At 70.6% G+C, this 12,310-nt stretch carries 13 protein-coding genes; 6 read left to right on the top strand and 7 right to left on the bottom strand.

What is annotated here, in order from left to right; translation table 11 throughout:
* Positions 1-62 precede the first annotated feature (62 nt).
* Together serC and ACYVE9_RS06445 are read left to right on the top strand one after the other, a co-directional pair.
* Positions 63-1,181 carry a phosphoserine transaminase gene (serC, locus tag ACYVE9_RS06450; RefSeq protein ID WP_461026750.1) on the top strand — a complete coding sequence of 373 codons (1,119 nt, stop codon included), beginning with the start codon at positions 63-65 and terminating at the stop codon, positions 1,179-1,181.
* A 107-nt stretch (positions 1,182-1,288) separates the two neighbouring features.
* Positions 1,289-1,681 (top strand): PNPOx family protein, encoded by a 393-nt coding sequence (locus tag ACYVE9_RS06445; protein WP_461026749.1) that lies wholly within the window; start codon positions 1,289-1,291, stop codon positions 1,679-1,681.
* Between the two features lie 96 nt (positions 1,682-1,777).
* Here the strand turns inward: ACYVE9_RS06445 and ACYVE9_RS06440 are convergent, their stop codons facing one another.
* The 4 genes from ACYVE9_RS06440 to ACYVE9_RS06425 form a co-directional block, all read right to left on the bottom strand.
* Positions 1,778-2,326, bottom strand: a complete 549-nt coding sequence (locus tag ACYVE9_RS06440) for a hypothetical protein (protein ID WP_461026748.1) — start codon at positions 2,324-2,326, stop codon at positions 1,778-1,780.
* A 71-nt stretch (positions 2,327-2,397) separates the two neighbouring features.
* The gene (locus tag ACYVE9_RS06435; protein WP_461026747.1) at positions 2,398-3,630 is read right to left on the bottom strand and encodes a DUF7224 domain-containing protein; all 1,233 of its coding nucleotides are present in this window, start codon (positions 3,628-3,630) and stop codon (positions 2,398-2,400) included.
* A complete protein-coding gene (locus ACYVE9_RS06430) occupies positions 3,627-4,394 on the bottom strand; it encodes an ATP-binding cassette domain-containing protein (protein ID WP_461026746.1) in 768 nt (255 codons plus the stop codon). The genes ACYVE9_RS06435 and ACYVE9_RS06430 overlap by 4 nt, the downstream gene beginning before the upstream one ends.
* Before the next feature lie 425 nt (positions 4,395-4,819).
* Positions 4,820-5,854: a hypothetical protein gene (locus ACYVE9_RS06425; protein WP_461026745.1), complete on the bottom strand. Its 1,035-nt coding sequence runs from the start codon at positions 5,852-5,854 to the stop codon at positions 4,820-4,822.
* Positions 5,855-5,947: 93 nt separating this feature from the next.
* Between ACYVE9_RS06425 and ACYVE9_RS06420 the strand changes: the two genes are divergently transcribed.
* The gene (locus ACYVE9_RS06420; protein ID WP_461026744.1) at positions 5,948-6,613 is read left to right on the top strand and encodes a GDSL-type esterase/lipase family protein; all 666 of its coding nucleotides are present in this window, start codon (positions 5,948-5,950) and stop codon (positions 6,611-6,613) included.
* A gap of 126 nt (positions 6,614-6,739) precedes the next feature.
* On the opposite strand, the gene ACYVE9_RS06415 is transcribed toward ACYVE9_RS06420, so the two are convergent.
* From ACYVE9_RS06415 to ACYVE9_RS06405, 3 genes are all read right to left on the bottom strand, one after another.
* Positions 6,740-9,151 (bottom strand): HAD-IC family P-type ATPase, encoded by a 2,412-nt coding sequence (locus ACYVE9_RS06415; protein ID WP_461026743.1) that lies wholly within the window; start codon positions 9,149-9,151, stop codon positions 6,740-6,742.
* A 167-nt stretch (positions 9,152-9,318) separates the two neighbouring features.
* Positions 9,319-9,705 (bottom strand): DUF2530 domain-containing protein, encoded by a 387-nt coding sequence (locus ACYVE9_RS06410; RefSeq protein ID WP_461026742.1) that lies wholly within the window; start codon positions 9,703-9,705, stop codon positions 9,319-9,321.
* Between the two features lie 151 nt (positions 9,706-9,856).
* Positions 9,857-10,039 carry a ribbon-helix-helix protein, CopG family gene (locus tag ACYVE9_RS06405; RefSeq protein ID WP_461026741.1) on the bottom strand — a complete coding sequence of 61 codons (183 nt, stop codon included), beginning with the start codon at positions 10,037-10,039 and terminating at the stop codon, positions 9,857-9,859.
* A 126-nt stretch (positions 10,040-10,165) separates the two neighbouring features.
* Between ACYVE9_RS06405 and ACYVE9_RS06400 the strand changes: the two genes are divergently transcribed.
* From ACYVE9_RS06400 to ACYVE9_RS06390, 3 genes are all read left to right on the top strand, one after another.
* Positions 10,166-10,603, top strand: a complete 438-nt coding sequence (locus tag ACYVE9_RS06400; RefSeq protein ID WP_461026740.1) for a MarR family winged helix-turn-helix transcriptional regulator — start codon at positions 10,166-10,168, stop codon at positions 10,601-10,603.
* Positions 10,604-10,629: 26 nt separating this feature from the next.
* A complete protein-coding gene (locus tag ACYVE9_RS06395) occupies positions 10,630-11,991 on the top strand; it encodes an MFS transporter (protein ID WP_461026739.1) in 1,362 nt (453 codons plus the stop codon).
* 90 nt (positions 11,992-12,081) lie between these two features.
* Positions 12,082-12,310, top strand: a 229-nt coding sequence (locus ACYVE9_RS06390) for a 2'-5' RNA ligase family protein (RefSeq protein ID WP_461026738.1), incomplete at its 3' end; no start/stop codon positions are given.

Raw genomic sequence — 12,310 nt, 5'->3', positions numbered from 1 at the left:
GCCGGCGTCTCACGGAACGGACATCGCCACCCGGCCCCCGCGTACGCGTTACGCTCACGTGCGTGGCTGAGATCCGGATTCCCGCTGACATCAAGCCCGCCGACGGACGTTTCGGTTCGGGCCCCTCCAAGGTGCGAGGCGAGGCGCTCGACGCCCTGGCCGCCACCGGTACCTCCCTGCTCGGCACCTCGCATCGCCAGGCCCCGGTGAAGAACCTGGTCGGCCGGGTCCGCGAAGGCGTGTCCGAGCTGTTCTCCCTGCCCGACGGCTACGAGGTGGTGCTCGGCAACGGCGGCTCGACCGCCTTCTGGGACATCGCGACGCACGGCCTGATCGAGGCCAGGTCGCAGCACCTGTCGTTCGGCGAGTTCTCCTCGAAGTTCGCCAAGGCCGCGAGCGCCGCGCCCTGGCTGGCCGAGCCGACGGTCGTCAAGTCCGAGCCCGGCACCCACCCCGAGGCGCACGCCGAGGCCGGCACCGACGTCTACGCGCTGACCCACAACGAGACCTCCACCGGCGTCGCGGCCCCCATCCGTCGGGTCGCCGGAGCCGACGAGGGCTCCCTCGTCCTGGTGGACGCCACGTCCGGCGCGGGCGGCCTGCCCGTGGACATCAGCGAGAGCGACGTCTACTACTTCGCCCCGCAGAAGTCCTTCGCCGCGGACGGCGGACTGTGGCTCGGCGTGTTCTCGCCGGCCGCCCTGGACCGCGCCGCGCGCATCGCGGACAGCGACCGGCACATCCCGGCCTTCTTCGACCTGCCCACCGCGATCGACAACTCGCGGAAGAACCAGACCTACAACACCCCGGCGCTGGCAACCCTCTTCCTGCTGGCCGACCAGCTGGACTGGATCAACGGCCAGGGCGGTCTGGACTGGGCCGTGAGCCGCACCGCGGCGTCCTCGCAGGCCCTGTACGGCTGGGCCGAGGAGTCCAAGTACGCCACCCCGTTCGTGACCGACCCGGCACAGCGCTCGCAGGTCGTCGGCACCATCGACTTCAGCGACGAGGTCGACGCCGCCGCCGTCGCCAAGGTGCTGCGCGCCAACGGCATCGTCGACACCGACCCCTACCGCAAGCTGGGCCGCAACCAGCTGCGGGTCGCGATGTTCCCGGCCGTCGACCCGGCCGACGTCCAGGCCCTCACCGCCTGCGTCGACCACGTCATCGAGCAGCTCTGAGCACCGGGTCGGGCGCCCCTCCGGCCCTCCGACCCGCCGCACGCAGGCCCGGCAGCGTCGCTGCCGGGCCTGTTTTGCCCGCGCAGAGGGCGGGTACCCGCCGCCTCATGGCTACTCCGACGACAGGACTCGCGAACTTCGCATCCCAGAAGCGGGTGCGCCTGACCACGTACGGCCGCGACGGCACGCCGCAGGGGTACACCGCGAACCTCGCCGTCGAGGGCGACCGCGGCTACTTCCGGACGTACAGCCGCGCCGACAAGAACGAGCACCTGCGCCGCTACCCGGAGGTCGAGATCGTGCCCGCCACGATGGACGGCACCCCGGCCGGCGCGCCGCTCAAGGCCCGGGTGAGACGCCTGGAGGGCCAGGAGGCACGGCACGCGGCCCGCCGACTGGCCCGCAAGCACCCCCTGATGCACGGCGTGCTGGTTCCGATCGGTTACGCCCTGAAGCTGGACCGCCCGGTCCACTACGAACTGCGCCTCATCGGCGAGTAGGCGGCCCGCGGGCCCCCACGGCAGCCCCTCGGCCCTCGGTGGCCGCCGGGGAGGGGACGGCGCCGGCCGGGCGGACCTCGCCCGGTTGCCGGTTGCTCAGGGCCGTCGGCCGGGCCGCAGCAGGAAGAGCGCGGCACCCGCGGCGAAGAGGACCGTGACCACCGTCCAAGCCGTGCCGTTCTCCGTCGCTGCGCGTGGCCACTCCCACCATCGGGCGTCGGTACCCCGGGCCCCGGGCGAACCGATCAGGAACGCGGGCACCGCCTGGGCGACGGGGAGGAACCAGGAAAGCCGAGCACCGAGCACGGCAGCGGAGACCGCCGCCAGCCCCGTGAAACCCAGCAGGTTCCGGAGAGCCAGCGGGACGGCGCCAGCATCCTGGGACAGGAGCAGAGCCAGGCAGGTGAGGGCCGCGGCGACCGCGAGGGCGACAGCCACATGCAGGCCGAGGACACGGTGCCGAGGCACGGCAGCGCTGTGGGAGAAGTCCGCCATGTTGTCGATGGTCGACATCAGCACCCCCACGCCGAGGAGCAGGGGGACGAATCCTGCTCCGGTGGCCGGGATGGGCCGGTCACCACCGACGTTGGGGAACAGGACGGCCTCACCACCCCACCACGTCAGAGCCACCGTGCAAGCCGCCATGAAGAGAAGGGACCGCGCGCCGTGATGGGACCTGAGATGACTACGGAGCGGTGAGAAACCTCGATCGACCGTCAGCACGATGCCCGCATTTCCTTGACCCACTTCTTGGCGAGTTCGATCTGCTGTGCCTCTGGAAGGTCCATGGCTTCACGAACGTCCTGTTGCCACGACGTGTCCCCCGAGTACTCGTAGGAAGGCAGAGCGGACGATCCTGATGCCCTTGCCTCAAGCCACGCCTCGAGTTTCAGCCCTGCCTCCACCCGGACTTGCATCTCCTCCTGGGACTCCGACTCGCACCACTTCTTGTGCGATTCGGTCATCTCGACCAGGACGGTGTGGAGCAGGTCTCCTGACCCGTGGTCCAAGGTGAAGCCACCGGTTCCGGAATTTTCCAGCCCCTGCTCCATATAGCGTGCGGGAGAGGGGAGGACTCCTTCGGCGGCCTGTGCGGCCTTCTCCGTTGCCTCGACCGCTTCCGGGAGGCGGTCCGCGTGCTCGGGCCACACACAGACGACGCCTCCGTCACCCTGAGCGCATACCGGCTCCTCGGTCTGCCTGCTCTGCAGCAGAAGGCTGTCACTCCCCGGCATGGCGACGATGGCGACCAATGTCGCGGCGGAGAAGAAGACACCCGTGCCCGAAGTGGCTTTCCGGCGCCCGTTCGACTCCAGAGCCCAGCCGACGGTGCAAGCGGCTGCCAGTGCCAGAGCCATGACGGCGAGACGCCAGGCAAGGTGCACGGGCGAAAGGCGCACGTCGATCGAATGGTAGAAGGCGATGTTCGCCAGCGGCGACGAGTTGGAGCTGAACACCAGAGTGAAAAGCAGGAAGCCGCCGATCGCCGCGACAGCCCCGGTGAACCGGGTAGGCGCGACGCGACCGACGAGATGCCCCAGCGCGAGTGCGAGAACAATGCCGCTGAGACCGAACAGTGTGTAATCGAGCCACGGTCCGCCTGGTGCTCCCACTGTCGCGATCCAGGCGCAGGCTGTGCACAGCACATACACGAGGCAGAGCCACGCGGCGTCAGCAGCCAGTCGGGTCAGTTCCACCTGCGGCAGTGGTCGAGCGGCCAGCAGCAGGTCGGAGCCGCTGCGGCGCAGTCGGGACGACTGCTGGGCGGCAAGGCCCACTCCGGCAATCATCAGCGGCACCGCCGCCCGGGTGGCCGCAGCAGAGGTCTCCGGCCAGGACCCCTGCCAGGGGCCGCCGACGAGGAAGACCATCGCCGCGGCAGCGGCGAACAGCGGAAGCGCCGCCCAGCGCACCGGGGTGCGTCGGAACTCGACGAGGAAACCGGTCACTGGGCACCCGCCCGGCCCTCCACGGAAGGTGCGCCGAGGGCCACGGCGTACCCGCGCTCCAGCGGGGTGTCCCCCGGCGCGTCAGCGGTACCGAGGGCTTGCAACTCATCCGGGGAGCCCGTGAAACGCAGGGCCCCCTCGTACAGCACGCCCATCCGCGCACATGTGTGCGCCACGTCTTCGACGAGGTGTGTGCTCAGCAGGACACAACTGTCCCGAGCCAGGTCGCGCACCAACTCACGGAACCTGACGCGCTGGTGCGGGTCGAGCCCCGTGGTGGGTTCGTCCAGGACGATCAACCTGGGACGTCCGGTGATCGCCTGGGCGATGCCGGCCCGTCGCAGCATGCCGCCGGAGAGCTTGCGCAGCGGAGTGCCCGCCTGGCCCCCGAGTTCCACGCGCTCGATGGCCTCCGCTGCCGCCTCCGGGATGCGGTGTCGCGGTACTTCACGCAACCACGCGCAGTGCCGCACGAAGTCTGTGACGGTGAAGTCGGCCGGGTGGGCGAAGCTCTGCGGAAGGTACCCGATCTCGCGTCGTGCCCTACGCAGCTGCTTGAGTGTTCGGACTTCCTGGTCGAATAGTCTGAGAGTTCCGGAAGCTGGCCGGCTCGCAGTGGCGAGGCTGCGCAGGAACGTGCTTTTTCCAGCGCCGTTCGGGCCGAGCAGCCCGAACGCGCCAGCCTCGAGCGTGAGACTCAGGCCCTGGATTACCTGCTTTCCCCGGTATCCCTGGTGCAGATCGTTCACTTCAACCAACGGCATACGGCGTTCTCCTCGACGTTGAAGGTGCCGTCGGGAGCGTGGTGCTTTCCCGGCCGAGGGCCGGTGCGTTCAGCGAGTCGAAGGCGACGCATGCGGCGCTCGCGTCTACTGCCGCGCCCTCACGTCTCCGCTCGCTTTCACTCACCCTGACGTGCCCCGCCGGGCACGTCTCGGCCGTGTTCGACGATAGGTGTACAAGATCCTCTGTGCAGCACCAAGATCAATGTTGACCGAAAAAGAAGGATCGAACCGCTCGCGGCGACGGTGTGCTGGGTGACATTTTCACCCTATTTCTTCATTGTGTGCGCGAGGACCGGTGAGGTGATGGCTGAAACGGTTCAAGGAAATCGCACGATGCGATGCTGTTTGTGTTTGGTTGTCCGGAATGGAATCGGGGCCGGTCTGTGCCGACCATCCGGACGAGGTCAAGCACGCCGGCGGGAGAGTGTGCGCAGGCCCAGCCAGGCTGCGAGGGCGACTGCGACGATGACCGCCCCCTTGAAGGCGCTGCCCGAGTCCTCGGAGTCCCCGGCTCCGGTTCCCTGGTCGCCGTTCGTGCCGCCCTTGCCGTCGTCCGTGCCGTCGCCGGTGGTGTCCTCGGGCTCGGCGACGTCCGCCGGCAGCAGGTCGCCGGACAGCTCGACCGGTCGCACCTCGCTGCTCTCGCCCTCGGTGCCGAACATCAGCGTGCGGCCGTCCGGCGTGAAGGCCACGGACTCGCCCTGCCGCTGGATGGGGACCCGGAGCCGGTCGATCCGTTTCGGCACGCCGTCCTTCCAGTCGTACATGATGCCGCCGAAGTAACCGCGCACCGCGAGCCGGCTGCCGTCGGGTGAGAACGCCGCGTCGGTCGCCCAGAGGTCGATCTCGGCGACCCGCTCGAAGGTGTTCACGCCTTCGGGGGACAGCTTCTCCGGGCCCCGGTAGAGCCCGTTGCCGTCCTCGTGCTTGCCCACGATGTGGACGCGGCCGGTCACCGGGTGGACCGCCAGCGACTCGGCGTCGCGCGGGCCGTCCGCGTAGCGCACGGTGAAGCGGGTGGGGGTGAGGGTCTGGTCGCTGAGCTTCGACGGCTCCGGGAAGCGGTAGATCCACACCTCGGGCCAGGTGCCGCCGAGGTTGTCGCCGATGTCCGCGACGTGGACGTTGCCGTCCGGGCCGAGCGAGATCGCCTCGATGTCCCGCCCCTCGAAACCGCTGAGCGTCACGGTGGCGACCGTGCGTCCGGTGCGGCTGTCCACCGCGTACACGTTCAGCGGCTCGTACCCGCTGTCGTTGTGCGTCCAGTAGACGTGCTCGTGGAGGCGGCTCGCCGCCAGCCCGCTGGACTCCACGATCCGCGGATCCTCGATGGTGAAGGCCTCCGGCTCGTCCGCCGCCACCGCCACCCCGGACGACCCGGCGACCGCCCCCGTCATCAGGAGCAGCGCCGCACCCGCCGCACACGCACCCATTCGCATGCCCCAAGACTGCCACCCGCCCGCCGCGAACCGGTGACCGGCATCACGTCGCCGGGCGGGGGCGGGGTCCGGCAGGATGACGAGGTGCGGATCATGTGCGTGGGCGACTCGATGACGATAGGCAGTGCCGGTGACTACACCTGGCGCTACCGGCTGTGGCAGCACTACAGCCGCACCTACGGCGGACCGTTCCACCTGGTGGGCCCGCGGACCGAGCTGTACGAGGACTCGCAGGAGTACGCCGACCCGGCCTTTCCCGAGAAGGCCCGCGGACACCTCGCCGGCTGGGGGGAGGGCTGGCACCACATGGCGCCGCTCATCGAGGACGCCGTCCGCAGGCACCGCGCCGACACCCTGCTGGTGTCGCTGGGTCTCATCGACCTCGGTTTCTACACCGACGCCGAGCAGACGGCGGGCAACGTCGAGCGCTTCCTGACGGCCGCGCGTGCGGCGTCGCCCCGCGTCCGGGCGGTGCTGCTGCCGGTGATACCCAACGTGCGGGCGGCGGGTGACCCGCGGTTCGCGGCCGAGTGCGGACGCTTCAACGTGCTGCTGGCCAAGACGGTCGCCGACCTCGACACCCCGCAGTCGCCGCTGCTGCTGGCGTCCGCGCCCGTCGACTTCCGGACCGACCGCGACACCTACGACGGCACGCACCCCTCACCCAGCGGCGAGCACCTGCTCGCGGCGGCCTTCGTGGACGCCATGTACCAGGCGTGGGACATCGCCGAACCCTACGAAACGCCCTCCTCCCGGTAGCCCGCCGCACCGGTGACCGGAGCGGATGCCACCTTCGGGTGGGCGGGCGCAGGGCCCGCCCACCCGGTCGCGTGACCGGGCCGGCGGAGGAGGCTCGCCCCGGCGCGTCCGACGGGGCGCTTCCCCTCAGGAGGGGAAGCGCCAGGCGACCCAGCGCCAGGCGAACTCCAGCAGGACGGACGCGGCGACGGCGACACCGACCGCGGTCAGGGGCATCGTCAGGCCGACCAGCTTCAGCTTGAAGAACTCCTGGAGCCACGGAGTGACGAGTACCACGACGAAGCCGAAGCCCATGGTCAGCACCAGGCCCGCCCGCCACCAGGTGTAGGGCCGGGCGACGATGGCCAGCACCCACATCGCGACCAGGAACAGCGTCAGGGTGGCGGCGCTGGTCTCTGCGTCCAGGGCGTCGGCACCCGTGTAGTGGCTGCGGGCCAGCAGGTAGGTGCTGAAGGTGGCGGTGCCGGCGATCAGCCCGGACGGCACCGCGTAGCGCATCACCCGGCGCACGAAGTGCGGGGCGGCGCGTTCCCTGTTGGGCGCGAGCGCCAGGAAGAAGGCGGGCACGCCGATGGTGAGGGTCGACAGCAGCGTCAGGTGCCGGGGCAGGAACGGGTAGGGCACCTGCCAGCAGATGACCAGTACGGCCAGCAGCACCGAGTAGACCGTCTTGGTGAGGAACAGGTTGGCGACCCGCTCGATGTTGCCGATCACCCGGCGGCCTTCGGCCACCACCGACGGCAGCGTGGCGAAGCTGTTGTTGAGCAGCACGATCTGCGCCACTGAACGGGTGGCCTCCGAGCCGGCCCCCATGGCGACGCCGATGTCCGAGTCCTTCAGGGCCAGCACGTCGTTGACGCCGTCGCCGGTCATCGCCACGACGTGGCCGCGGGTCTGGAGGGCCGTCACCATGTCCCGCTTCTGCTGGGGTGTGACCCGGCCGAAGACGGCACCCTGCTCGACGGCGTCGGCCATGGCCTCCGGGTCGGTGGGCAGGTGGCGGGCGTCCACCGGGGCGTCGGCACCGGGCAGGCCCAGCTTCGCCGCGACCGCGCCGACTGACACCGCGTTGTCGCCGGAGATCACCTTCGCGGCGACGCCCTGCTCGGCGAAGTAGCGCAGGGTGTCCGCGGCTTCCGGCCGCAGCCGCTGCTCCAGCACGACCAGCGCGTACGGTTCGACGTCGTGTGCCACCCGGCTGTCGTCCAGTGCCCGGTCCGACCTGGCCAGCAGCAGCACCCGCAGGCCCTGCGCGTTGAGGTCGTCCACCTTCGCCAGTGCCGGATCGTCGGCGGCCAGCAGCACGTCAGGAGCGCCCAGCAGCCAGCTCGACGGGGAGCCGTCCCGCTCGGTGAACGCGGCGCCGCCGTACTTGCGGGCGGAGGAGAACGGCAGGGAGCCGGTCCGGTCGAGTCCGCTGCCGGCGTCCGGGGGGCAGGCGTCGATGACGGCCTGGAGACTGGCGTTGGGCCGCGGGTCGGCCGCACCGAGCGCGCCCAGCACCTGCCGCACGTACGCCTCGTCGGTGTCGGCGAGCAGCCGCAGCTCGGCCACGTCCATGCCGCCCTCGGTGAGGGTGCCCGTCTTGTCCAGGCAGACGACGTCCACCCGGGCGAGCCCTTCGATGGCGGGCAGTTCCTGGACCAGGCACTGCTTGCGGCCCAGGCGGACCACACCGATGGCGAAGGCGACGGAGGTGAGCAGGACCAGCCCCTCCGGCACCATCGGTACGATGCCGGCGACCATGCGCCGCACCGCCTCGTCCAGGTCGCGGCTCTGCACGAGCGTCTGGCTGATGATCAGCCCGATGGCCGCCGGGACCAGCATGTACGTGATGTAGCGCAGGATGGTGCTGATGCCGCTGCGCAGCTCGGAGTGGACGAGCGTGAAGCGGGACGCCTCCTCGGCGAGCTGCGCCGCGTAGGCCTCCCGGCCGACCTTGGTGGCGGTGAACGCGCCGCCGCCGGCGACCACGAAGCTGCCGGACATCACCGGATCCCCGGGGTGCTTCAGCACGGGATCGGCCTCACCGGTGAGCAGCGACTCGTCCACCTCGAGGCTGTCGGACTCCACCACCTGCCCGTCGACGACCACCCGGTCGCCGGGGCCCAGCTCGACGAGGTCACCCAGCACGATCTCGCCGGTGGGCACCGCTTTGCTGCTGCCGTCCCGTCGCACGACGGGCTTGGCCTCCCCGATGACGGCGAGGTTGTCCAGCGTCCGCTTGGCGCGCAGCTCCTGGATGATGCCGATACCGGTGTTGGCGATGATCACGAACCCGAACAGGCCGTCCTGGATGGGCCCCACCACGAGGATGATCGCGAAGAGCACACCGATGATGGCGTTGAAGCGGGTCAGGACGTTGGCCCGGACGATCTCCGCGGCCGATCTCGACGAGCGCACGGGCACGTCGTTGACCTGGCCCTTGGCGACCCGTTCGGCCACCTCCGCCGTGGTCAGTCCGGTCAGGGATCGGGGGGCGGACGGGCCGTTGATCGGCCCGCTCCGCCCCTTCTCGGTGTCAACGCGCTGCGTCATGCTCCGAACGTTAAACGGGAACGGCGGAATACGCGTACTTTCTTGTCGGACGTGAGGGGCCGACCGGGCTTCGAGGGGCCGGTGGGACCGGCCGTGCGCCTGGTGCGGGGCGTGCCGGAGGGGTGTGCGTGAGCGGCGGCGGTGACGGCCGCCCGCGGGCTCGGCGGCTACCGGTCGTCGTCGGGTGAGGGGCCGTGCGGCGGCGGCGCCGACCGGTCCGGTGAGCCGTCCGGATCGCCGGCCGGGGCCGCGTCCCGGGCGGCCTCAGCCTTGGGATTCCGGGGCGTGTCGCTCTCGGAAGCCCCGGCGGTCCGGCGGAGGGAGGCCTCGCGGGCGCGGACGTACCAGAGGCCGATCAGGCCGAGGCCACCACCGGCCAGGCAGGTCCAGATCCACCAGTCGTGACCGCGGTCGGCGTACCAGCCGTAGAAGGGGAGCTGCACGAGGAACAGCGCGAACCACACCAGTGTGAGACCGGTCACTGTGGCGGTGATGTTGCCCTCCAGCGGCTCGGGGGCCTCCCGGTCGCCGTTGGTCCACCTGTCCAGACGCATCGTCTCGGTCGCCCTCCCGCTTGTGGTGGCCCCAGCGTAACCGTGGCCGGCTCCGCGCCTCCGGCCGACTCGGGCCCGCCCCCGGACCGGGCGGCCCCGGCCGCCCGGCACGGGCGCGGGGGAGCGGTGCAGGTGGGGGAGCGGGGTGGGTTCAGCTCAGCCGGTAGAAGCGTTCCGTCTCCTCCACGGCCGTCTTGAAGCGCTCGTCGAAGTCGTCGCGCCGCAGCGCCCGGATCACGTAGTCCTGCACGGTCATCCGCCGTCTGGCCGCGTGCTCGTGGAGCCGGTCGAGCAGCTCGCCGTCCATGCGCAGGCTGAGCACCTTCGAAGTCATCGGCTCACGGTCCCCGCCACCTGGGGGTGACGGGAGGGTTTCCGAGGTGCACTCACTCGTTCGTGTGATGGAAGGAACGGGAATCCCCGTAGTCGTTAGCCGAGGTAATGAGTTAGGCTAACGAGTATGCCGGACCTGATCCACGACGCGGACGCCGCAGCCGTGAACGCCCTGCGCTCCTCGGTGATGCGGCTCTCTCGCCGCCTGCGGCACCAACGCGTCGACGAGTCGCTCAGCCCCACCGAGATGTCGGTTCTCGGCACCCTCGCCCGGTGCGGTTCCGCCGGGCCCGGCGAGCTGGCGCGCAAGGAACACGTTCAGCCGCCGTCCATGACCCGCATCATCGCGATGCTGGAGGCCAAGGGTCTGGTGCGGCTCGAACCGCACCCCGAGGACCGGCGGCAGAAGATCGTCACCCAGACCGAGCAGGCCGAGTCGATGCTGGCGGCCAGCCGCGCCAAACGGAACGTCTGGCTGGCCGAACTCGCCGACGGGCTCGACGAGGACGAGTGGGAGAAGCTGCGCGAGGCGGCACCCGTACTGGAGAAGTTGGCCCAGCTGTAGAAGCACGTCAAGGAGGCGAAGCACCATTGAGTTCGGGACCCGGAGCACACTCCGCACCCGTCCCCCCGACGCAGGATGCCGACGGCAAGCCGTCCATGTTCAGCTCGCTGCGCATCCGTAACTACCGTCTCTTCGCCACGGGCCAGGTGGTGTCCAACACCGGTACGTGGATGCAGCGCATCGCCCAGGACTGGCTCGTCCACAGCCTCACCGGCTCGGCCACCGCCGTCGGGCTCACCGTCGCGTTGCAGTTCCTGCCGATGCTGCTGTTCGGCCTCTACGGCGGCGTCATCGCCGACCGCTACCCCAAGCGGCGGCTGCTCTTCATCACCCAGTCGGTCATGGGCCTGACCGGTCTGGTGCTGGCCGCCCTCACGCTCAGCGGCGCGGTGCAGGTGTGGCACGTCTACGCGGTCGCCTTCGCGCTCGGCCTGGCCACCGTCGTCGACAACCCGACCCGTCAGACCTTCGTCTCCGAGATGGTCGGGCCGCAGCAACTGCGCAACGCGGTCTCCCTGAACTCCGCCAACTTCCAGTCCGCCCGCCTCGTCGGGCCCGCCGTCGCCGGCCTGCTGATCACCGCCGTGGGCAGCGGCTGGGCGTTCCTGCTCAACGGGCTCTCCTTCCTGGCACCCATCATCGGGCTGCTGCTCATGCGCGCCGACGAGCTGTACCCGATCAAGCCCGTCCCGCGCGGCAAGGGCCAGCTGCGGGAGGGGCTGCGCTACGTCCGCAGCCGGCCCGAGCTGATGTGGCCCATCATCCTGGTCGGCTTCATCGGCACCTTCGGCTTCAACTTCCCGATCTGGCTCACCGCCTTCACCGAGAACGTCTTCGAGATGGGTGCCGCCACCTACGGCATGCTCAACGTGCTGATGGCCGTCGGGTCCGTCACCGGCGCGCTGCTCGCCGCCCGCCGCAACTCCTCCCGGCTTCGGCTGCTCGTCGGCGCGGCCGTGCTGTTCGGCGTGCTGGAGATCGCCGCGGCGCTGTCGCCGTCCTTCTGGCTGTTCGCCGCGCTGATGCTGCCCATCGGCATGATGGGCCTCACCTTCAACGTGACGGCCAACTCCAGCGTGCAGTTGGCCACCGACCCCGCGATGCGCGGCCGGGTGATGAGCCTGTTCATGATGGTGTTCGTCGGCGGGACGCCGTTCGGCGGCCCGCTGATGGGCTGGGTGACCGACACCTACGGCGCCCGGGTCGGCTTCCTGTCCGGCGGCGTCATCTCGCTGCTGGCGGCGGTGGTCGTCGGCGTGGTCCTGGCCCGGCTCACCGGGCTGCGGCTGCGCATCGACCTGCGCAGGGGCCGGCCGCACTTCGCCTTCGTGCCCCGTGACCTCGCCCCGCCCACCGGCCTGGCCGCCTCCCACAGCGGACCCGCCTGAGCGGCCGGGGGCGGTCCGAAGCAGGTCCGGGCCCGATCGGGTGCGGAGCCGGGGACTCGTCGGGTACTGAGGGCGCGGGAGACTGGCGGCATGAGACTCTTCGCCGCCGTGCTCCCGCCTGCGCCCGTGTCCGAGGCGCTGGGTGCGGCGGTCGCCGAGCTGTGCTCGCGACCGGGCGCGGACCGGCTGCGCTGGACCGATCCGGCCGGCTGGCACCTCACTGCGGCCTTCCACGGTGAGATCGACGACAGCCGGGTGCCGGAGCTGCGTCGCCGCCTGGCCGCGGTGGCCGCCGTCCACCGACCCTTCACGCTGCGTC

The organism is Streptomyces sparsus, assembly GCF_054776295.1.
The sequence above is the reverse complement of the archived record's forward strand: the minus strand, read 5'-3'. Positions and strand labels throughout refer to the sequence as shown.